Source organism: Oceanobacillus sp. FSL W7-1304, assembly GCF_037969805.1.
Taxonomy (GTDB): domain Bacteria; phylum Bacillota; class Bacilli; order Bacillales; family Amphibacillaceae; genus Oceanobacillus; species Oceanobacillus profundus.
Map to the genome: position 1 here is coordinate 830,915 of NZ_CP150211.1, position 22,480 is coordinate 853,394.

The window sequence follows — 22,480 nt, forward strand, 5'->3', positions numbered from 1 at the left end:
GTCGATAATCATAGAATAGTAATGAAAGCAGTTACACTCCATATATTGAAGGGAGTCGATGTCCGTGTTGCCTATCAACCTAAGAAGAATACGTGATGAAAAAATGAATCAATTAAGAAAAGGGCAAAATGCATACGCAGAATCAGAAGAACTTGTCCGTTTAATGAAACGAGCAATTGAAAAAGAGAAAATGCCTGTCCAGTGCGATGAAACTGACTCTGGTTATTGGTTTATCCCATTAACAACGAGTAAAACGAATTAAAGCTGGAGACTGTCTTGATGGCAGTCTCCAGCATAATCTCTAGCTTATCGCATAAATGCAAGACAAGCTGATTCCAGTTCATTTGTCAGGTTATCTGCTTCTTCCCATGAATAGATCGTTGCCCCTGAAGCCAATGGATGTCCCCCGCCATTGTTATTTGCGGCAATTTCGTTAATTACTGGACCTTTCGAACGTAATCTGACACGAATCTGATCTTCCTCCTCAATGAAAAACACCCATGCTTTTATACCTTTCATGTTACTTAATATATTTACAAGCTGCCCAGATTCATCAGGAGAAACACGGAACTTCTCTAATATTTCCTTTGTTAGCCTGATTGTACAAAGCCCTGATGGTAAAAGCTCAAACTCTTGCAAAATGTACCCCTGCAAACGAGAAATGTTATCTTCCACACTATACAATTCAGCATATAATGCTGGTCTGTCAAAGTCATAGGTTACCAATTCAGCTGCAAACTGAAATGTCTTTTTCGTTGTACTTGGAAACATAAACCTTCCCGTATCGCCAACAATTCCAGCATATAATAAACGTGCAGCAGCATCATTTAAGCTAAATCCTTCTTCCTTCCCCTGATCATACAACTCAAAAATCATCTCGCTCACAGAACTTGCAGCTGTATCAACAACACTCGCGTCACCATATTCATCTACATTGGGATGATGATCTATTTTAAGAAGCTGCTTTCCAAACGTATACCGCTGGTCATCAATTCGCGGCCTATTAGCCGTATCACATACGATGACAAGCGCGTTTTCATATACATCATCGGAGACATTGTCCATCTTAGCCAAGAACGTTAATGTAGGCTCATCTTCCCCTACCGCATAAACGTGCTTGTTCGGAAAGGAGTGCTTGATGATTTCCTTTAAACCAACCTGCGACCCAAGTGCATCTGGATCCGGTCTAACGTGCCGATGAATAATAATCGTATCGTTTTCCTTAATCGCTTCAATAATCTGTGTCCATTTCATATTTTTGCTCCTACTCCTTTAATCTTATTTGGTTTCTCTAGATTTATTTATAAAAACAAGTTACAATTATATGAGAATTTTACTTACATAAACTTTAAATTAATTTAGGAGAGATTCCATGTTTATTTTCCCTGCCATCATTGTTGTCGCAGCTGTTCTCTTTATCTATTATAAAGTTGCCATTCTTAAAAGCAAAGATGAACTTATTCAACGCTATTTTAACGCAAAAGCACGTATATGTCTTGGTACATTTGTTTTCGTGTTTGGAATTAACCAATATATTTTCTATAAAACACAGCTGTCCTTATTTATAGGGATTGTTTTCCTTATTCTCGGAGGGCTTCAATTTTACAGAGGTCTTATGGAGGCAAAACATTATCGCAGTGAATGGCGTCGCCTAAACCCGAGTGAATAACTGAATCGTGCAAGAATGAAAGAAATCGGCTGTTTCGGCCGATTTCTTTTTTTTACTAACGATTAATTAGCTGAGCCATAATTAATCCTTTTCCTACTAAATTACGCTCATTAAATACTTCTACATCCATTTTTGCATAAAGTCGTCCAACATCAAGTAGTTGCGGTTTAATAATTAGTTTACTGTCGATTTGAACGGGCTTGCTGAAATAGACGGTTATATTTTCAATGGTAACATCTGCTTTTTTCACTTTTTTCAGCAAACGACTGCTTGCCTCTGTAATCAATGTTGTGAACACGCCATTTGATAGCGTCCCTAATTGATTCGTCATTTGCGGAATAACCATCGATTCGAAAACATTCTCATCATCTTCACTTGTTTCTAAATTTCTGGAAACTATATCATCTATGGTTTCACCAACCTGTGGCTGTCGTTGAATTTGCTGCATGGCTTTTAATACATCCTGTCGTGATACAACACCCTGCAACTGATAGGACTGATCCACAACAGGAATAAGCTCAATGCCTTCCCAAACCATCGTATGTGCTACAGAGGCGAGCGAAGTCTTGCTTAGAACTACTTGTGGTTTCTTACTCATCACGCGATCAATTACAATGCTTCTGTCCTTCCCAACAATATCCTTTGAAGAGACCATCCCAATAACTTGCAGTTTATCATCTACAACTGGAAAACGTGTATGTGAGGATAAACTATTCAGCTTGTACCACGCTTCAATCGTATCCTTTGAACGTAAATAATGGGATTCTTCAAAAGGTGTAGCAATATCACCAACAAAAATAATTTCTTTCTTTATCAATTGGTCATAGATCGCTCGGTTAATCATAGCAGCAACGGTAAACGTATCATAGCTCGTTGAAATGATTGGCATTTCTTTATCATCTGCTAGTTTCTTAATATAATCTTCTGTATCAAATCCACCTGTTATTAGTACAGCCGCACCAGCATTCAATGCCAGTTCATGAGCCTTAATTCGGTTTCCGACAATCAATAAGGAATCCGCTTGAGTATAGCGCATCATAGCTTCTAACTGCATGGCACCGATTACAAATTTACTCAATGTTTTATATAATCCGTCGTGGCCGCCCAATACTTGTCCATCAATGATATTAACGACCTCAGCAAACGTAAGGCGATCAAAGTTCTCTTTCTTCTTACGTTCAATTCGAATCGTACCTACACGCTCAATTGTACTGACAATCCCTTGATTCTCCGCTTCTTTAATCGCACGATATGCCGTTCCATCACTTACATTCAAATCTTTCGCTATTTGCCGCACCGAAATTTTACTGCCAACCGACAACGAAATAATATGTTGAATAATCTGCTCATGTTTAGTTGTCATTTTATTTCACCAGCTTTCAACTGTACTATATCACTTATTATTATTTATTATACAGTTGAAAGTGCAGAAACTCAATAATTATCCCGTCTCAGCTCGTTATATTGTTCCTGTTCCATAACTGGAGGGCTTGTCATTTGTAAAAGCGTTGCCAAATTTGCTCCAATTACTAACACTAGAAATAGCAACCAACCTCCCCAGAAAATTAGCTCTGTATTCGTAGAAGCTGATGGAATTACTGGCCAAGCAATGTATAGGAAAAAAGCTGCTAATAGTAGTCTTAGTATAGCGTAGTGTCGCATGGGATATCCTCCTTTTGGTTTTGTATTAGTTTATGTGAGGAAGGATGGATTAAGAACTTAAGATAGACTAGTGGATTATGTTATTATTTATTCTGGTTTTTCCCATGAAACAGCTTGATAAATTATGGGGCAAATTCATTTCCAGATAATAATGGTCTCGTGTCGCCATGATATTTGCTCCCAAATTTCCAGCAAAATTTGCTATGATGTCAACAGCTCCACCAAATACTTTATAGTGAGTCAGTACAAAACATGGAGTTACTTCAATTCTATTATATTTTCAAACGTAATTAATAATCCTTATACAGTGAAGATGAATTGTGTTGATATTTCTAACTTTCCTCCCCCGCATGTGGAATGAACCGAAATAAATCTCCAAATATGATATTATCCGATTGCTCCAGTTCTTCACGTGCCGTTTTCAGATAGGAAGAGCAGTTTTTATTGCTTACCTTCTTTTTAGAATCTCTCTCATAACAAACATTATTTGTAAATGCATAACTTTCTGCGATCATATCCCCATTCCTGAAAACAACTGGCATGTCTGCAGCTCTTGTGAATAAATCCCGGCTGAAGGATAACCGGTTTTCAGTAGGAACACCTAGCAGATGAAGGAGTGTTGCCCGAATATCAATTTCACCGCCATTTGCCTCAATTGTTTCCCCCTGTTGTCCCGGTACATGAATGACAACTGGTATCTGCTGCAGTTCCAAATGATTAAGCGGTGTATTATCCTGCCCAAGCAATTCATGGACACCAGCTTCATATTTTTTCGAAATACCATAATGATCGCCAAAAATCACAAAAATTGTATTTTCATACAATCCTTCTTCTTTAACCATTTCAAAAAAACGTTCCAATGCCCTGTCCTGGTATCTGACTGTAGCAACATACCGATTTACAACATCAACTCCTGTTTCAGCTAGCTCAATCAACTGATCCTCCTCTTCTAACAGAAAAGGGAAATGATTTGTTAATGTAATGAATTTTGCCAAATACGGCTCAGGCAATGAGATGAGGTCTTCCATCGATTGTTCAAAAAAAGCAATATCCTTAATCCCATAATTTATCGAGTTTTCCTCAGTTACGTCATAGTTTTCTTTGGCAAAAAAATGCTCATAGCCAAAATTATCATACATTTGTTTGCGATTCCAAAAGCTGGCATCATTTCCATGAAAGGTATATGCTTTATAACCGGAATACTCCTGCAGAATATTAGGCAGTGATTCAAATTCATTTTTAGGGCGGCGCACAAAAACAGACCCACTTGGAAGCGGATATAATCCAGTATCGATCATAAACTCTGCATCAGATGTCTTCCCTTGTGCTGTCTGGTCATAAATATTGGAAAAATAAAAGCTATCCTGAATAAGATCGTTCAAAAATGGTGTAATTTCTTCCCCATTTACTTTTTCATTTACAACAAAATTCTGTGTGGATTCCATACTGATCATGATTACATTTTTTCCTTCTGCAATTCCAAATAATTCAGTTTGCTTTCTTTCCTCCTTCTTGAGATAACTGCTCACCGTATTCGCATCAACTTCATCTGAAAAAGCCTTTTCAATCGGTGCCATTGCTCCAAAGATCATATTGACTACCTGATAATTATACAATCCAAGCGATTGAACAAGACCTTCCCTATCATACGCCGTTTTGAATAAATATTGATTTTGCATCATGCCAATAATAACGGTAAGAACTATTATTCCAATGCTGGCAAGTCCGTATTTTCTTTTGTTTGGCATGTTAATTTGTTTTTTTCTTTTCGAAAATAATACAAACGCAACCACGAAAATGTCAATAAACAATAAAATATCGAACGGAGAAAACAGTTCCAACGTACTTGCCCCAAGTCCGCCAACATTATTTAATTGCAACAAAACAGAAACCGTTACAAAATCAATGTAAAAACGATAATAAAGTAAATTTGCATACAAAAGTCCTGTGATCAGAATATAAATAACCATTAAACCTAACGGGTGAACCTTTTTGCTGAATAGAAAACTGAATCCGATGAACAGCATGAGCGTTCCTATAGGACTGACGAACAAAAGGATGATATCCAGCCAGGATATGAACGACAGACTAAATCCAAACACCATGACAAGGACAGTTTTTAGCCATAAAAAAATAATTGCTGATGCTATTATATGATTAGATAATAATATTTTTATTTTGCGCATTGCGGTTGCCCTTTTTCTTTAAAAAAATAATCAAATTGCTGCTTAATAATTTCAATAGCTTTCCAAACTTTTGCGGGTTCTTGTTTTCCCATTAAAGCTATCTGGAACCAATTTCTTTTTACTAGATAACTGCTTTCATAGCTTACGTGTACACCAAGTGTTTTTAACTGATCGCCAAAATCCTTTGATGCCATATTCTCTGGCAAGCTTACTGTTATAATTCCAGGTGAATATTCCCTCCCTCGAAGTACTGTCATACCTGAAGCTTTGAAAACACGGCAAATCTCCATAGCCAATTCCTCGCTTACTGGCTCGAGATTACGTAATGCTGCCTGTAACGCAGCCAGTCCATTGGATGAATGCGTGAAAGGTACACTTGCTGAAGCCTGATAAGTGCCAATATCCAAAATAGCTGGGATCTGTTTATTCGGAAAGATTTCCTCCTGGTGAAAAAGAATAGCAAGTCCGGGATAAGATCCCAGTCCCTTTCCGCTAACAGTGCTTGCCATATACACCCCACCGAAGTCAACCGGTAGAACACCGACCGTACTGCATGCATCAAGACAGAGTTTCACACGATTTTTTTTACAGATTTCCTGCAAGTCTTTGAGGGGATATACATATCCAGTAGACGTATCACAATGAACTGTCCAAAGCCACTGAATATCGGGACTTTGCTCTAATACATTTTCAATTTCATCCAGTTCAATAGCAGTCCCCCATTTCATTGTTATTTGTTCAAAAGAAAGTCCCCATCTGACTCCATGATCAATTAACCTTTCCCCGAATTCACCATTGGCCAATATCAGCCCCCTTGAGCGGGTGTTGGACAAATGTGCTGCAATCATTTCATTTGCTAGTGTTCCTGTACCCACCGCTATTTCCACGTGCTTAGCATTAGTGAGCTGACAAAGGCCTTGTTGCACGTCATTCATAACCTTTTTAAACCTAGCAGAACGATGAGAAATTGCTGGTTTACCCCATGCTTTTTTCACATTTTCAGAAATCTCTACAGGGCCAGGAAGAAAATTATGATAGAAGTTCTTCTCTTCCCTATGAATAAGTCTTTCGAAAAGCCTGGATGCTAATTCAAAGTTCTTTTTTGTTAAATACATGGGCTGATAAGGAGCTTTCTCTGTACCGACAAGTGGTCCAAATGCCTCAAATCCGATATGCCTGTACAGCTTTGCTTGCCTTGTTGTTCCGGAGATTAAAGCCATGTTATATCCTTTTTCCAGGCAATAGGAGACAAGCTTTTCACATAATCCATAAAAAGTACGTCCACCTCGATAAGCCGGTTTTATTGAAAGCAGTCTAATCTCACAGGGTATCGCTTTTTCAGGCAAATAGGTTTCAAGATGATCAAGCTTTTGATCGAGTGAAAAAGGTCGGTTTCCTCTGATAGCAATCATTCCGATGACCTCACTATTCTTTTTTGCAATGATATATGTATTCTCATCATTAAAACGGTCGACTAATTTCTTTTGATTATTTGCATTGTGCTGTGGAATTTCCTCCACAAACGTTTCATAATTCAGTTGATGAATTTGTTCTATTTCATCAGCAAGTTCTGCAATTTTATATAAAGTAGGTGTTGATTGACTCATCTTGGTTCCCCTTTTCTGTGTAGAAGTAAAACGATGATCAGCATCAATAAAAATATTCCAAACAGTATATATTCTGAAATGATTAACAATGTGATTGGAATAATGGCAAGGGCAGCTAGACCGGCTATTGTAAAGCTTCTTTTTAGACACAAGCCTATTAATAAGATCACTCCGGTTGCAATCAGTGTCAAAGGTGTAAGCACGAGAGCTGCCGCCAAATAGACAACGACGCCTTTACCACCACGAAATTGTAGCTGCACTGGCCAGATATGTCCAACTAAAACAGCTAAAGCTGCACATCCCAATAAGAAACTGCTGACAGTAAACACATAACCGGCTATGAGTAATGGGATAATTGTTTTTAAAGCATCTATAATTACCGTATAAATAAAAGCACTCCGCCCCAATACCCTTCCTGCATTTCTAGCTCCGGCATTTGTGCTACCAAGTTTTCTAATATCCTGATTAACAGCTAGCTTCCCCACATAGTATGCACCATTCACACAACCGAATAAATAAGACAGGAATATCAATATAAAAGTAAACAGAGGTTTCACCCCTTACTTTTCGTAATTCATACTATTTGCTATTTTATCATTTCCTCGAATCATGTGAAAGAGTGTAATTGTCAATAAAACAGGGAATTCCCATTGTTAATTGGATGTTCGCCCGGTAATAATATAAATAGCATCAATTACTTCTTCTAATGTTTATCCATCCTAGCTGATTGAACAAAAACCGTTAAAAAAATTTTTGCCTATATGACATGTCATGTTAACAATATGCATTCTTCCTATTCCCCATAATAAAAAGTCGTCACTTCAATAGTAGCGCTTGTTTAATTCGGATTTTCAGCTACTGTTTGCATAGGTATGAATACAAGACTAACCGCAAAACAATCTCTATTTAATGATTTAGTAATTTACCATGCGGTACTGCAATTTCAACTAGAAGGATGCTTTAAGTTAAGCATTTTAGAAAGAAGGTAGATGTCTTCCTAAGCATTACCATGACAATATATTCCATAGAAAGATTTGTTAATTTTTCGTTAATTAAATTAATAAGCTAACATACCAAGCAACCATCGCATCTCCAAAGAAGTAAGAAATTAATGCTGCAATGACAATAAATGGACCAAATGGGATTGGCTGTTTACGTTTGACAATTTTCAACACCATAAGGACAATTCCTACAAACGCTCCAATCAAACAAGCGAGGAAGAAAGCTAATATTACTTTTTCAAAGCCTAACACAAGTCCTAAAACACCAAAAAGTTTCATATCTCCTGCTCCCATCCCACCTCTTGATAGGAGAATAATAATAAAAATCAATCCGAACCCAGTAACGGCACCTGTAACGAAAGACCACCAAGGATCTAACGGCTGAATAATGCGTACGATAATAAAGAATGGTAAGAAAAACAGTAATATCTTATTTGGGATAAGCATGTAGCTTATGTCAGAGATGAAAATAATCATAAGCATAGATACAAAGGAAACTCCCATAAATAACTCCACTTCTAAGCCAAATCTAATATAACTTAGCGCAAACAATAATCCAGTTAGCAGCTCACCGGTCGGATAAATAAAGGAGATATTGTGTTTACAGCCTCGGCATTTTCCACCTTGCACCATATAAGAAAGAACGGGAATGAGCTCCCACCAAGCTAACTGTTTCTTGCAATTAGGACAATACGAGCGATCACCCTTTTTATAAAAAGATTCTTTATTCGGTAATCGGAGTCCAACAACATTATAAAAAGATCCTAGCGTAGTGCCTAGAATGAAGAAAAAAATAATCAATAGAATTTCCATGAATATAACTCCCTATTATCAGTAATATAGAACTAGTATAATTGTATTATAAAACGCATCACAACTCTTTTTTGCAGATTTATGAGTCCATTAATCACTTAGTATAATATGATATAATTAGAGTATGAGAAGGAGATTTCAAGTAATATCGAATAAAAAAAGCGCTCTGAAACAGGAGGTAATGAATGTGACAACAACTAGTAAAATTGATAAATATATTTTAAATAATAGAGAAGAATTCCAGTCTTTACTATTATCAGAGGCAAGTAATGTAGCTACGAAAATTAATTCTATTTTAGAAGAAGGAAATATCGATTTATTAAAAAATGCAGAAAAGATTGCCCTCTTCGTTGCGGGAAACAAAAGAGAGGAGCTCATCGATTTTGCCGAAGTGGAAGGAATATCTTGGGCTAAACATTCATTAACCCTGGCACTTAAATTAGAATGGATTCATGCACTTAGACGTACTTTATGGCATTTGCTCCGTGAAAATAATCCTTTAAACAGCAATTCTAAATCTCTTACCGATTTTTACGAACTCGAACAGAATATTAATGATGGAATTGATGAATTCTTAAATAATTTTTTTATTAGCTATTCTAAATATAAAGATGAATTAATTATGACACAGCGAAATTTAGTTGAGCATCTGTCCGTTCCGATTATACCAGTTAGTGCTTCGATAGCAATATTGCCGATGATTGGTAGCTTTGATTCCTATCGCATGGATATTATTAAAGAAAAGATATTAAATGAAATATCAAGACTACGGGCATCAGTATTAATTATGGATCTCTCTGGAATACCTGAGATGGATGAATATACGATTTCTAATTTTCAAAAGGTATTAAACGGGGTAACGTTGATGGGCACTAAATCAATTCTCACAGGCTTAAGTCCACAACTTGCCAATAAGATGATCCAGTTAGGATGGGGCATCGAGAAGGACATTGAAATAAAAGGAACGTTACAACATGCTTTGAATGATTATTTGGTAGTCAATTCGAAGTGAACTGCGGTTTGTTTATGCTTCAATCGCAGCACTTGCTATTGTCAAACATTTTATGAGGTATTGATCTCGGTTTATTTGGTCTTATTAGTACTCCAAATAAACCGAAATCATATAAACACATGTATTCCTCGATGAAACTCATATTTTTATAATTCGATTACATCACCAATATTAAGTGCGCGTCCTTCACCAGTTTTCACTTGTTCAGCCCACGCTTTCGCATCTTGATCAATAACTGGGAAAGTATTGTAATGAACTGGAACGGAAATCTTGGCATTAATCCAGTCCGCTGCAACAAGTGCGTCTTCTGGTCCCATTGTGAAATTATCCCCAATTGGTATAAATGCAAGATCAATGGAATGCATTTCGCCATACATTTTTAGATCCGTAAATAACGCAGTATCCCCAACATGATAAATTGTTTTCCCATCAATAGTCAGCAATATTCCAGCTGGCATTCCACCGTAAATGACGGTTCCATCCTCTTCCGTATAAGATGAGCCATGGAAAGCTTGTGTGAATTTTACCTTGCCGAAGTCAAATTCACGCGCTCCCCCGATATGCATTGGGTGTGTAACCAACCCTTTCGTACCTAGATAAACAGCAAGCTCGTTTGGAGCAACGACCAATGCGTCATTTCTTTTAGCAATTTCAAACGTATCACCCACATGGTCATTATGACCGTGTGTCAGCAAAATCACATCAGCTTTTGCCGTGTTCGCATCAAGGTCACATGCTTCATTCCCTGAAATAAATGGATCAATTAAGATTGTATGACTATCTGTAACCACTTGTACTACAGAATGTCCATGATACGATACCTTCACAAATATCTCTCCTTTTTTTATTCATTTACTCTAATTATTCGACAAGAGTATCTCTTTTTCCTTTACCCTTTTGATACATTTCTTACACCAGAACAAAAGCGCAAGCGCCCGTTTAGCGACGTACGGACTGGACTGAGCCGCAGGAGATAAAGGAAACACGGCGACCGTAGGAAGCCGATGTTGACTTATCGTACGGAGGTGAGGGAAGTCTCGCTAGTCGTTGGGGGCTGGAGCTGGACGTGGCTGTTCCGGTAACTAAGTTATCCACAGCATTCAAATTTTATAGTTTCCTAAGCGATTAGAAAAGAGCAGAATAATCTGCTCCCCTACTATATATTATTTCCCTAATTTTGCTTTCAAGGCTGCAAGCTCGTCGTCCACGTCATTGTTTGCTAACTCCTTGAATTCATCATCTAACGTACGGGCAGATTGAGCTAAATCCTCTGATGTTTCAGCTTCTGCCTCATACTGCATTACTTTCTCTTCCATTCGCTCAAACCCACGCTTTGATTCATCGTTTCCAATTGAGGACATGGTACGATTCATTTTTGTTCTGGTTTTCGCTGATTCTGCACGTGCTTTTAATGTATCCTTTTTCAATTTCATTTCTTGATATTCTTTTTTCATTTCGGTTAATTTTTCTTTTAATGCATCAACATCTTTACTTGTACGTTCCCATGACTCATTTAATCTTTTGAATGTTGCTTCATGGCCTTTTTTATCCTCCAAAGCACGACGGGCTAAGTCATCATTATCTGCTTCAATTGCTTGTTCTGCTTGTTGCGTGCGTTTTTCAATCATTGCTTCAGCGTCATTCGCTTTACGTTTTAGCATTTTTTCGCTTGCTATTTGTTTGGCAACCGCAGCTTCCACTTCTTGAATATCTGCTGCCATTTCACGCATAAATTGATCAAGCATTTTCACTGGATCCTCAGCCTTATCAAGCATAGCATTTAATTCTGAGCTTACGACTGTCTTGATTCGATTAAAAAATTTAAACATGAGTCTTCCTCCTTTTAAATTTATACTTGTTATAACAATCTTATCATTTTTTTCGAGAAGTTTGCATTCACTAGGTTCATAATAGAGTGCATTTGTACATTGACTCTCTTACTACCAACGCCTTGTCACTTCTCTTCCCTTTGTAATACGAGTAAAACGATGAAAAGTTTCAGTATCATATAGAATTAATTTATAATCTTCCTTTATTTGAACACAGATGAACACATTGCTATACTAAGAGTAGTCTATTTTTCGAGGTGAAACAAAAATGAATGAACGATTAAGTAATTTATTAGCAGAGTTAAAAAGTGAAGGAATCGATAGTGCCCTGATAACTTCAAAAGCAAATTTCTATTATCTAAGCAATTATTATACCGATCCACATGAGCGTTTGATTGGTGTATATGTTAATGCGGAGCTTGATCCTGTGCTGATCGTGCCTAAGATGGAGGAGGAAGACGCTAAAGCTGCTGGCTGGTCTAGTGTTGTGATCAGCTATTACGACCACGAAGATCCATGGAAACTATTTTCCGATTACTTAAATAAAAACAATAAGATTCCAAAATCAATGGCAATCGAGCATGATCACATCACATTGGAACGGTCACAGGCAATAAGCCAAATTTTACCGAACACCACAATTGTAGATGCAAAAGAAATCATGGCTAACTTACGTGTGATCAAAAATAAAAAGGAATATACCTTATTAAAACAAGCGGCGGCTCTTGCTGACTTCGGGATTGAAACTGGTGTAAAGGCAATTACTGAAGGCATAACTGAGCTTGAACTTGTTGCTAAAATAGAGTATGAGCTCAAAAAACAAGGTGTGCGAGAAATGTCGTTTACAACGATGGCACTTACTGGAGCAAAAACGGCCTCTCCACATGGTACACCTGCATCCGCGAAGGTTGCACCAGGAGACCTTGTACTATTTGATCTCGGTGTTATTTTTGAAGGTTATTGCTCCGATATTACAAGAACGGTAGCCTATAAATCCGTTCGCGATGAGCAACGAAAAATATATGAAACCGTGCTTGCTGCAGAACTGAATGCCATTGCTGCTTCTAAATTGAATACGTCAGTCGGAAAAATCGATCAAGCTGCACGGGAGACAATTACGAAGGCTGGCTACGGTGATTACTTTACACATCGAATTGGCCATGGTCTAGGAATTGAAACACATGAATATCCATCCATGCACAGCAATAATGAGCTATCCTTAAAATCTGGTATGTGCTACACAATTGAACCAGGAATTTACGTTCCCAATTCTGGTGGTGTACGAATTGAAGATATGATTTTCATGACAGAAAAAGGACCGGATATCTTAACCGCTTATCCAAAAGAGCTGCAAATTATTGAATAAGTAAAACGTAGTCGGGACAGTTGAAGCTATTGGGCTGTAGAATAGCGTCATCATTTTGTTTTTGGCGCTGTTTTGAAGTGGAATGGTGTCATAGTTCTGGATTTGGCGCTATTGAGAAGTAGAGCGGTTCCATGTTCTGCGTTTGGAGCATAAATGGCGAATACAGGATGATGGTGCCACGAGGTGAGACACCATCAACTCTGCGTTCGGCCGCTTGACTTAAGAGCCTAGTGCTCTTATTTTTTTTGCAGCAATACACGAGCATCTTCGTATGCTAAGTTATGTGCTTCTGCAACTGCTTCATACGCTACAAAACCATCTATAGTATTAATCCCTTTTAAAAGTGCTTCATTTTCTAGACTTGCACGCTTAACCCCTTTATTTGCTAATTGCAATGCATATGGTACGGTAACATTCGTTAACCCAATCGTCGATGTTCGCGGTACAGCTCCTGGCATATTGGCAACGGTATAGTGTAGTACACCATGCTTTGTAAATGTTGGATTATCATGTGTAGTAATTCGATCACTTGTTTCAAAATTACCACCTTGATCAATCGCAACGTCGACAATAACAGAGCCGGCTTCCATCTCACTTACGGTTTCTTCTGTTACAAGCTTCGGTGCTCTTGCGCCTGGAATTAAAACCGAACCTATTACAAGATCTGACTTTTTCACAGCTTCTTGTACATTCAATGAATTGGAAATCAACGTATTGATTGAGGAACCGAAGATATCATCAAGCTGCCGTAAACGATCTGGGTTCAAATCAATAATTGTAACCTCAGCACCCAATCCAATCGCAATTTTCGCCGCGTTTGTTCCAACAACGCCCCCACCAATTATGGTAACCTTACCGCGACTAACACCAGGGATTCCGGATAAAATGATTCCTTTGCCACCTTTAGACTTTTCCAAGAACTGTGCACCAATTTGCGTTGCCATTCTTCCAGCCACCTCACTCATTGGAGTTAATAGTGGCAGTGTTCGGTTCGGCAGCTGAACCGTTTCATAAGCAACCCCCACAACTTTTTTAGCAATTAACGCTTTCGTTACCTCAGGCTCATTTGCTAAATGAAGGTAGGTAAATAAAATTTGTCCTTCAATGAAATATTCAAATTCCTCTTGGAGCGGTTCCTTTACTTTCATCACCATTTCTTGAGACCAAGCTTCCTTGGCAGTGTTCACGATGACTGCACCAGCTGCAACATACTCTTCGTCTGTAAAGCCTGACCCCATCCCAGCTGACGTTTCAACATAGACTTCATGTCCAGCATTTTTTAAAGTGAGAACTCCGGATGGCGCCATAGCTACCCTATTTTCATTGTTCATCAATTCTTTTGGTATTCCAATTTTCATGATTACGCCCCCTTATGCTTTTATATGTAGTCAAAATTATCCAAACAAATCACTAATCTAATTGTATCAAATGCATGTATAAAAAGCACCGATTAATAGGGAGAATCGATAATTCACCGTTCTCCCCTATCAGTGCGAGTTCAAAAAGAACGATGATGAACCAGACTTTTTAAACATCTTCAGTTGTTAGCCTTTATTACTTCTTTTGATTATTAAATGTGTAGATTCCTTTATTATTATGCAGTTGGTCTTCAATAACACCACTTTGATAACTTTCATTTAATTGGTTCTGAACAGCGGCAACTCCTTCGTTATCTTCAAAAAGCTTTTCATGTTTCCCTGCCTTTTTCGACATCGCATTTCACCTCCATAGGTATAGTATGTTCTAAAATCTGTAACAACCGCATAACTTTTATTACCAAATTACTATTACCACGCTTACATTCAGCTAAATCTGGGTATATACTAAGTATAGAAGGGAGAGATAAATTATGGAATATAATAATATAATTGTTGCCGTTGATGGATCAGAAGCTGCTGAAAAGGCGTTTCAGAAATCATTAGATATCGCAAAACGTAACAATGCTCGTCTTATCCTTGCACATGTAGTTGATTCCCGTAGTTTTGCAACAGCAGAGGCATATGATCGTACATTATCAGAGCGAGCAGAGGAATATGCAAAGGAATTACTCGACGCATATGTTGCGAATGCAAATGCTGTTGGACTAACTGACTTAATTAGGTGTGTGGAATACGGTTCTCCTAAAGTAAAAATTGCGAAAGATATCGCTGAAAATTTTAATGCTGATTTAATTATTTGTGGTGCGACTGGTATGAATGCAGTTGAGCGCTTTCTAATTGGAAGTGTATCTGAAAGCATTACGAGATATGCATCCTGTGATGTTTTAGTAGTAAGATAATAACGCGCGGGAAGGGAAGAGTCTCGCTAGTTGTTGGATTGGACGTAAACAAAGCGCTTTGGGGTAACCCAAGGCGCTTTATTTTTCCATATCTATGTTTATTTATTTTCATAGTAATTGTGTTCAAGTTCCGACAGATTTATACTCAATTTCATCGAGAGTAAAAAGGACCTGTCATAAATAGTTTGACAAAGCCCTCAATGGTTTATTTGCTTAAACGTACGGTATCTCTCGCAATCATTATTTCTTCATTGGTTGGAATAATAATAACCTTTACTGGTGAATGTGGGTAATTGATAAATTGCTCTTTCCCACGAACATCGTTGAGTTTAGGATCCCAATAGATTCCCATGAACTCTAATCCAGTTAGGATTTGCTCACGAATGGTTGTACTATTTTCTCCTACACCGGCAGTAAAGATAATTGCGTCTACCCCGTTCATTTTTGCAGCATAAGAACCGATATATTTATGAATACGGTCTGCGAAAACCTTCAATGCTAGCTCTGCACGTGGATCCGTATCTGACTTTTCTTCGATATCGCGTAAGTCACTGGAGAATCCAGACAATGCAAGCATTCCGCTTTTTTTGTTTAACACATTAATAACTTCATCGGCCGTCTTACCAGTCTTGTCCATAATATACGGAATAAGCGCAGGGTCAATGTTACCAGAGCGGGTACCCATTGTTACACCAGCAAGTGGAGTGAAGCCCATGGAGGTATCCAATGACTTACCATCTTTGATCGCTGTAATACTTGCTCCATTTCCAATATGGCAGGAAATCAAACGTAAATTATCAAGTGGAACATCCATTAATTCAGCTGCACGTTCCGAAACATACTTATGTGAGGTGCCATGGAAACCATATTTGCGAATACCAAAATCCTCATAATATTCACGTGGCAAACTATATAAATAAGAAGATTTCGGCATTGTTTGATGAAAAGCCGTATCAAATACAGCAACCATTGGTATGTTCGGTAAAATTTCTTTAAATGCATGAATTCCTGTTAAATTCGCAGGATTATGCAATGGTGCAAGCTCAGATGTTTCTTCAATTTTTGCAATAACTTCATCTGTAATCAATACAGAATCACTGAAAAATTCCCCACCATGTACAACTCGATGTCCAACAGCATTAATCTCATCAAATGATTGAATCACACCAGTAGAAATCAGAGAATCCAATAGCATCTTAACAGCAACACCATGATCTGGAATATCGATTACTGTTTTATTCTTATTTCCATCTACTTCAATTGTAAAAATTGAATCACTCATTCCAATTCGTTCAACTAATCCGATCGCCGTAACCACTTCTTCTGGCATTTTTATCAATTGAAATTTTAATGAAGAACTACCTGCATTAATTGCTAATACATTACTCATTGCTGTCAACTCCTAAAATTAATGTTGATAAAGTGAAATCATTTGACGGGATCCCTCTCCCCACACTTAGAGGTTGGGGCTTTTACAGTCCATTTATGCTTGGTAATTTTCAAACCATCTGTTCATTTGGCCTAGGATGTCTGCTGTCGCATTTGCATTCTTAAAAGATGGCATTTGTACAAGTAGCGGCTGTTTTGGCGCACTTGTTGCTGCGGATTTTCTCTGCAACAAGAGAATGCTCTTTGCATTCTTTTCTGATTTAAATGCTGATTCAGGTAAGCGAATAACCCCAATTATATGAGCATGTTCTTGAAGATATGCATGCAGCTTATCTGATTGGTCACTGTCAAAAAGAAATTCAGGGATGACTAGAATCAGATAACCCGCCTCTTTTGTATAACGCAAACTTTGCTCGATAAACAAGTGATGTGCGTAAGAATGACCAGCATCTGCTTTTAACTGGTACTCATTCGCTACGATATCGTCTGGATAGTATCCAATTGGCAAATCGGCAACAATTAAGTCGACTGGATCAATCAGGAATGGTCTTAAGCTGTCCTGATGAAAAAACTCAATTTCCTTTTTCTGTAGGTTCGCATTAATAACAGATAACTGAATTAAGGTTGGATCAACTTCACTAGCATAAGCTTTTACATTTTGCTTGAGCTGACCAAGAACAGTTGTCAGTAAATTAGCCGTTCCACTAGCCGGATCAAAAATACGCAGCTCTTCTTTATCTTTTGTGAGCTTGCCGGCAAGATACCCTACAATTAACCCGACTGACTCTGGTGTCATCACATGTTGCTCTTGCGTTGCGTCTTTCATTCCTTTTAAGATTACGAGTTGAACTGCCTTACGGATATCTTCAACTTCAAAAGAATGAAAATCTATGTTTGCTAAAGCGCTATGTAATTTTCGATTTAAAATATCGTCCATGTCTTCAGGTGCACCTTCATAAAATAAGTATTCCATCGCAACTGTTAGGCTATCGAGATACGGTTCATTCAGGTGCTGCTGAATGATTGTCGTTGTTTCATCCAACCAGCCGAATAATGTTTCGACACTTGATTTTTCCATGAACTATCCCCCATTCTATTCTTTCACAACTTTTCCAGTGTAACAAATTATACAACAACATGTAAACTAAATTGTAATCAGTCTTAAAAAACCTCAAAATTTAAAATAACATAGGGGCTGACCCCCATTGCTTTTATGTAAAAAATCTCACTGTTACTTTTTATCCTTCTAAAAAAAAGACTATTTGGTGAACTGTTGAGCAAGCCTTTACCAGGAAAATCTCTCCTCGTAAAACGGGAGAGATTTTTCTTTCCTTATTCTGCTTCACCAGCAGCTTTCAATGCTGCTTCGTAGTCAGGGTGTGTAGATACTTCCTCAACGTATTCTACATGTCTGACATCATCATTGGAATCAACGACAAAGATTGCTCTTGCAAGCAGTCGCAATTCCTTCATTAATACACCGTAATTTTGGCCAAAATCTGCATCGCGATGATCTGATAGTGTGTCAACTTTCTTAATTCCGTTAGCAGCACACCAGCGACTTTGAGCAAATGGCAGATCCATGCTAATCGTTAAGACAACAACATTATCTAACTTATCTGCCTCTTCATTAAAGCGTCTTGTCTGCTCGGAGCAAACGCCAGTATCAATAGAAGGAACAACACTGATTAATTTTACTTTTCCACTATAATCCTTTAACGTAACCTCTTTTAAATCATTGGATAACACTTTAAAATCAGGAGCTTTATCTCCTACTTTAACCTCAGTCCCAACTAACGTAACAGGCTCCTGCTTAAAAGTAACATTTACCATCGTTTGTATTCCTCCCTTTATTTAAACCTACCATTATTATGAAGATAACCACTTTGCCTGTCCAATAATTCGAGCTGAAAAACTGTTAAATTTATGTGAACGAGGCATTCATCATACAATTACCCAAAATAGTTTGAGATAAAACCTATTCTAGATATCAAATTGAAGCGGGCCATCCCCATGTCGCTCATCTTTTTGTTTTGCTTTTTCCTCTTTATTATTATCTTTTTTTGAACTAGCAGATTCTTTCATGAACTGTTGCACCTTATCAACTACTTGAGGAGCAAAGTCTATCATCTTTTCGTACAGTTGAATATGCTGATCCATATGAACCATTTTAATGCCTTTCTCGTTAACAATTAAGAAGGCGACTGGAGTAATTGAAACTCCTCCCCCACTTCCACCTCCAAACGGCAGCGTAGCCTCTGCGTCACCATTAGATTGATTCGGGCTAAATTCGCTACCTCCAGCAGCAAAACCGAAACCTACTTTCGATACAGGGATTATCAAACTCCCATCCAACGACTTAACTGGGTCTCCGATAATCGTATTTACTTCCACCATTTTCTGTAGATTCTCCATGGCGGTTGTCATTAAACCTTGTATTGGATGCTCTTCCATTATTCATTTCCTCCTTTATCAGCTTGTAAAGCTTCCTTCATCAATTGAAGATACTTCTTCCGCTTTGTAAAAACGTACATAGCTTTCCCTAAACGCATCGATAACATACAATCTAGATTTGTATATAAAAATCGATGTTGAAAATTAGGTTCAACATGAATAATTGGCTTACATTTCAATTGTAATTTGTTTATTAAATAGAGACTCACAGTGTTTTTAATTGTCCATATCCCCCCAATCATGATGCCGGTAAGAGCTGCATCTCCGGTACCCCCAACTGTACTCCATGTAAAATGACGCAAGCAAATTGGCTTTAGAACAGTATTTAAAAGCTGATCAACCTTTTGAAGTTTTTGATGATACGATTTTATTCTTCCTGAAAAGAAATTCAAATCAGTTTCACTGCTTGTATTCGATTTTTCATTGATGTTGGAGAGATCGTAGTATTTTTTATACAATCTGATTCGCAAAATAAATACAGAAACAGTAACATGCTGTTTCGTCTGGTCATAAATGTACTGCATGGAAATGTAAACATGAGATAGGAATATTAGCCATAAAAACAGAATAATTACCAGTAAAATGATAAGCAGCATATCGTGCCAACTTTCTTACACAATCTTTTGTCACTAGTCTGTAGCATTTACAATATTTTTAAACGTTTTAATGCCTGATTATTAGGATATTAAAAAAAGGAGTGCTATGATAAAGAAAATGGTAGCAATTGGAGGGTTTAGTAATGGACAATCGCAAAAACATGTTTTTTTATTATAATAGAGACGGAGAAACAGATGATAAAGTTGAAACCTTACAAAATTTAGCTATTGAAAACGGATTCACTATCGTTGATAACCACAAGGATGCCAATCTTATCGTGAGCGTTGGCGGTGATGGTGCGTTCCTGCAAGCTGTGAGAAAAACAGGCTTCAGACAGGACTGTCTCTATACTGGAATCACACGTGAAGGGCAATCTGGGTTATATTGTGATTTCAACATTGATAACTTTGATCAGATGCTCCATTCCCTTCAACATGATGAATTAGAGGTACGACGATTTCCGATTATTAAAGCACAGATTAATGATGGCAATTCCTTTTATTGTCTTAACGAGGTAACCATTCGTTCGACAATTGTAAAAACAATCGTAATGGATGTAGAAATTGATGGAAACCATTTCGAAACATTCCGTGGTGATGGTCTAGTTGTCGCTACACCTACTGGCAGCACCGGCTACACGAAATCTGCCAACGGTGCCGTTATTGACCCATTAACAGCATGCTTTCAAATTTCTGAAGTTGCGTCATTGAATAATAATCAGTATCGTACACTTGGTTCCTCATTCATTTTAAATAAGAATCGTCATTTAAGACTTAATGTACTTCAAACAGGAAATGATTATCCAATTATTAGTCTCGATAATGAAGCACATCCAATTCGTCAAATCGATAATATTCAGGTTACGATGGACGATTGCGTCATCAAAACCGTAAAATTGAAAAATAACTCTTATTGGGATCGCGTAAAACGAACATTTTTATAAAAGCTTAAAAAATCCTTCTCGTTATCTCCCGAGAAGGATTTTTGGATACGCTACATACGACTGTAAACAATGTCCCCATCAATAACTGTCATCGCAATTTGAATCGCATGAATCTGATCTTCTTTTACTTGAAAAATATCATCTTCTAAAATAGTGAAATCTGCTTTGTAATTTTCTTTAATAAATCCTCTTGATGATTCCCTTCCAATAGCATATGAACTGCCGGTTGTATATAGATGTACTGCCTCAAAGACTGATAATTGTTCAGCGCCGTTGTATATATTCCCATCAAATGTAGACTGACGCCGTACTGCTGCTTCTATACCAAGCAAGGGATCTACCTGCTCTACAGGTGCATCTGAACCACCTGCACACCTTATGTGATTATCGAGTAATGTTTTCCAAGCGTAGGCAAGTGGAAGACGTTGATACCCAATTCGTTCAATAACCCATGGAAAATCGGAGGCAACAAATGTCGGCTGGATATCAACCACTACCGGAAGACATTTAAGCCTTTGCAATGTGGATTCATTTAAAATTTGCCCATGAATAATCCGATCTCGCTTTTCCCCTTGTATTGGATATTTTTCAATAACAGCTATTACCTCTTCTAGTGCCTGATCACCGATCGCATGGATTGCAACTGGTAGGTCACGGGATCTTGCTTTTGCAACAAGTCCTTCAAGATCTGCCTTCGTATGCATTGGTACACCCCTATTTTCTGGATCATCACAGTAGCTTTGGCTGAGCCATGCTGTTCTTCCCCCGAGAGCCCCATCAGAGAAAATCTTAATGGCTCCGAGTTCAACATACTCAGTTCCGCTCCTAAAACCTAGATTTGCTGCAAATAATTCATCCATCACTTCATGATGAACTAGCAAATGCGCCTTAAATTTATTAGAAGTGTGTATTGCACGATAATATGCGTCCAAAGTTTTTTTGAAACCTCCATAATAAAAAAGGTCTTCCGTATGGCCACCAACCAATCCTTTTGATACGAGATCATTTACCGCTATTTTAATTACATTTTCTAAATAGCTCCCCGTTACTTCCGGCATCATTCCTTTTATGATGTCTTGTGCGGCATCATGAAAGTATCCTGTAGCCTCCCCTTGTTCGTCTCGTACTATTATTCCGCTATCTGGATCTAGGGTTGTATTATCAACACCAGCTAGCTCCATCGCCTTGGAATTAGCGAGCAATGCATGTCTGCAAACACGAGTAAGCATCATTGGGTTATCTGGGCAGATTGCATCGAGTTCTGATTTATGAATGATTACTGGATCATCCCATTGATTTTCATTCCACCCTTCTCCTATTAGCCATTCTCCCTCGGCCAGCTGCGCTACTCTTCCCTTTAATGCAGCTTTGACATCACTTGCTGACTTCATTTGTGATAAATCCAGGCGTAATAGCTTTTCACCATGACCAATGATATGCAGGTGACTATCAACAAATCCAGGAAGCATCGTTTTACCTTGAAGATTTATTTCATGCTCAATTTGTTTATCAAATTGCTTGTGTATCGATTCATATGTACCAACTGCCTTAATTGCATCTTTTTCAGTATAGACTGCATCAACAGCTTCTCCTTCATTTTCCAACGTATAAATCTGTCCACCAAACCATAACACTCCCATGTTTTTCCCCCTAGATCTGTAAAGTATTCGATTA

General features: G+C 37.9%; 23 protein-coding genes. 6 read left to right on the forward strand and 17 right to left on the reverse strand.

What is annotated here, in order from left to right; translation table 11 throughout:
* The first annotated feature begins 58 nt into the window (after positions 1-58).
* Positions 59-262: a hypothetical protein gene (locus NYE61_RS04285; protein ID WP_336623541.1), complete on the forward strand. Its 204-nt coding sequence runs from the start codon at positions 59-61 to the stop codon at positions 260-262.
* A 44-nt stretch (positions 263-306) separates the two neighbouring features.
* On the opposite strand, the gene NYE61_RS04290 is transcribed toward NYE61_RS04285, so the two are convergent.
* Positions 307-1,254: a bifunctional oligoribonuclease/PAP phosphatase NrnA gene (locus tag NYE61_RS04290; RefSeq protein ID WP_303447417.1), complete on the reverse strand. Its 948-nt coding sequence runs from the start codon at positions 1,252-1,254 to the stop codon at positions 307-309.
* Positions 1,255-1,372: 118 nt separating this feature from the next.
* Here NYE61_RS04290 and NYE61_RS04295 point away from each other — a divergent pair, with 118 nt between their 5' ends.
* Positions 1,373-1,669 carry a YtpI family protein gene (locus NYE61_RS04295; RefSeq protein ID WP_095307332.1) on the forward strand — a complete coding sequence of 99 codons (297 nt, stop codon included), beginning with the start codon at positions 1,373-1,375 and terminating at the stop codon, positions 1,667-1,669.
* 55 nt (positions 1,670-1,724) lie between these two features.
* On the opposite strand, the gene NYE61_RS04300 is transcribed toward NYE61_RS04295, so the two are convergent.
* The 6 genes from NYE61_RS04300 to NYE61_RS04325 all read right to left on the reverse strand — a co-directional run bounded on the left by NYE61_RS04300 (position 1,725) and on the right by NYE61_RS04325 (position 8,938).
* Positions 1,725-3,032 (reverse strand): DRTGG domain-containing protein, encoded by a 1,308-nt coding sequence (locus tag NYE61_RS04300; protein ID WP_095307333.1) that lies wholly within the window; start codon positions 3,030-3,032, stop codon positions 1,725-1,727.
* Between the two features lie 71 nt (positions 3,033-3,103).
* Positions 3,104-3,331, reverse strand: a complete 228-nt coding sequence (locus tag NYE61_RS04305) for a hypothetical protein (RefSeq protein ID WP_095307334.1) — start codon at positions 3,329-3,331, stop codon at positions 3,104-3,106.
* Between the two features lie 332 nt (positions 3,332-3,663).
* Positions 3,664-5,517: an LTA synthase family protein gene (locus NYE61_RS04310; RefSeq protein WP_303447418.1), complete on the reverse strand. Its 1,854-nt coding sequence runs from the start codon at positions 5,515-5,517 to the stop codon at positions 3,664-3,666.
* Positions 5,505-7,124, reverse strand: coding sequence for an aminotransferase class V-fold PLP-dependent enzyme (locus tag NYE61_RS04315; protein WP_303447419.1), 1,620 nt, complete (start codon positions 7,122-7,124; stop codon positions 5,505-5,507). The genes NYE61_RS04310 and NYE61_RS04315 overlap by 13 nt, the downstream gene beginning before the upstream one ends.
* Positions 7,121-7,681, reverse strand: a complete 561-nt coding sequence (locus NYE61_RS04320; protein ID WP_339316922.1) for a glycerol-3-phosphate acyltransferase — start codon at positions 7,679-7,681, stop codon at positions 7,121-7,123. The genes NYE61_RS04315 and NYE61_RS04320 overlap by 4 nt, the downstream gene beginning before the upstream one ends.
* A 495-nt stretch (positions 7,682-8,176) precedes the next feature.
* Positions 8,177-8,938, reverse strand: coding sequence for an A24 family peptidase (locus NYE61_RS04325; RefSeq protein ID WP_303447421.1), 762 nt, complete (start codon positions 8,936-8,938; stop codon positions 8,177-8,179).
* Positions 8,939-9,119: 181 nt separating this feature from the next.
* Here NYE61_RS04325 and NYE61_RS04330 point away from each other — a divergent pair, with 181 nt between their 5' ends.
* A complete protein-coding gene (locus NYE61_RS04330) occupies positions 9,120-9,950 on the forward strand; it encodes an STAS domain-containing protein (protein ID WP_095307339.1) in 831 nt (276 codons plus the stop codon).
* 146 nt (positions 9,951-10,096) lie between these two features.
* Here NYE61_RS04330 and NYE61_RS04335 read toward each other — a convergent pair whose 3' ends face one another.
* Both NYE61_RS04335 and NYE61_RS04340 read right to left on the reverse strand, forming a co-directional pair.
* The gene (locus NYE61_RS04335; protein ID WP_095307340.1) at positions 10,097-10,777 is read right to left on the reverse strand and encodes a metal-dependent hydrolase; all 681 of its coding nucleotides are present in this window, start codon (positions 10,775-10,777) and stop codon (positions 10,097-10,099) included.
* A 336-nt stretch (positions 10,778-11,113) separates the two neighbouring features.
* The gene (locus NYE61_RS04340; RefSeq protein WP_303447422.1) at positions 11,114-11,779 is read right to left on the reverse strand and encodes a PspA/IM30 family protein; all 666 of its coding nucleotides are present in this window, start codon (positions 11,777-11,779) and stop codon (positions 11,114-11,116) included.
* 268 nt (positions 11,780-12,047) lie between these two features.
* Here NYE61_RS04340 and NYE61_RS04345 point away from each other — a divergent pair, with 268 nt between their 5' ends.
* Positions 12,048-13,145, forward strand: coding sequence for a Xaa-Pro peptidase family protein (locus tag NYE61_RS04345; RefSeq protein ID WP_303447423.1), 1,098 nt, complete (start codon positions 12,048-12,050; stop codon positions 13,143-13,145).
* Positions 13,146-13,381: 236 nt separating this feature from the next.
* On the opposite strand, the gene ald is transcribed toward NYE61_RS04345, so the two are convergent.
* Entirely contained in the window at positions 13,382-14,503 is a 1,122-nt protein-coding gene (ald, locus tag NYE61_RS04350) for an alanine dehydrogenase (RefSeq protein WP_095307343.1), read from the reverse strand.
* Between the two features lie 196 nt (positions 14,504-14,699).
* Positions 14,700-14,858 carry a hypothetical protein gene (locus NYE61_RS04355; RefSeq protein ID WP_168927288.1) on the reverse strand — a complete coding sequence of 53 codons (159 nt, stop codon included), beginning with the start codon at positions 14,856-14,858 and terminating at the stop codon, positions 14,700-14,702.
* Between the two features lie 136 nt (positions 14,859-14,994).
* Between NYE61_RS04355 and NYE61_RS04360 the strand changes: the two genes are divergently transcribed.
* A complete protein-coding gene (locus tag NYE61_RS04360; RefSeq protein ID WP_303447424.1) occupies positions 14,995-15,423 on the forward strand; it encodes a universal stress protein in 429 nt (142 codons plus the stop codon).
* A gap of 205 nt (positions 15,424-15,628) precedes the next feature.
* Here the strand turns inward: NYE61_RS04360 and NYE61_RS04365 are convergent, their stop codons facing one another.
* From NYE61_RS04365 to NYE61_RS04385, 5 genes are all read right to left on the reverse strand, one after another.
* Positions 15,629-16,813 (reverse strand): acetate kinase, encoded by a 1,185-nt coding sequence (locus NYE61_RS04365; protein ID WP_118889045.1) that lies wholly within the window; start codon positions 16,811-16,813, stop codon positions 15,629-15,631.
* Positions 16,814-16,906: 93 nt separating this feature from the next.
* Positions 16,907-17,890, reverse strand: a complete 984-nt coding sequence (locus NYE61_RS04370) for a class I SAM-dependent methyltransferase (protein ID WP_303447425.1) — start codon at positions 17,888-17,890, stop codon at positions 16,907-16,909.
* Positions 17,891-18,144: 254 nt separating this feature from the next.
* The gene (gene tpx / locus NYE61_RS04375) at positions 18,145-18,645 is read right to left on the reverse strand and encodes a thiol peroxidase (protein ID WP_303447426.1); all 501 of its coding nucleotides are present in this window, start codon (positions 18,643-18,645) and stop codon (positions 18,145-18,147) included.
* A 150-nt stretch (positions 18,646-18,795) separates the two neighbouring features.
* Positions 18,796-19,266: a GerW family sporulation protein gene (ytfJ, locus tag NYE61_RS04380; protein WP_095307349.1), complete on the reverse strand. Its 471-nt coding sequence runs from the start codon at positions 19,264-19,266 to the stop codon at positions 18,796-18,798.
* Positions 19,266-19,862 (reverse strand): DUF2953 domain-containing protein, encoded by a 597-nt coding sequence (locus tag NYE61_RS04385; protein ID WP_095307351.1) that lies wholly within the window; start codon positions 19,860-19,862, stop codon positions 19,266-19,268. Before NYE61_RS04385 ends, ytfJ begins: the two co-directional genes overlap by 1 nt.
* A 143-nt stretch (positions 19,863-20,005) precedes the next feature.
* On the opposite strand from NYE61_RS04385, the gene NYE61_RS04390 reads away from it, so the two are divergent.
* Positions 20,006-20,806 (forward strand): NAD kinase, encoded by an 801-nt coding sequence (locus tag NYE61_RS04390; RefSeq protein ID WP_303447427.1) that lies wholly within the window; start codon positions 20,006-20,008, stop codon positions 20,804-20,806.
* Positions 20,807-20,856: 50 nt separating this feature from the next.
* On the opposite strand, the gene NYE61_RS04395 is transcribed toward NYE61_RS04390, so the two are convergent.
* Positions 20,857-22,446, reverse strand: coding sequence for an amidohydrolase (locus NYE61_RS04395; protein WP_303447428.1), 1,590 nt, complete (start codon positions 22,444-22,446; stop codon positions 20,857-20,859).
* Positions 22,447-22,480: the final 34 nt, after the last annotated feature.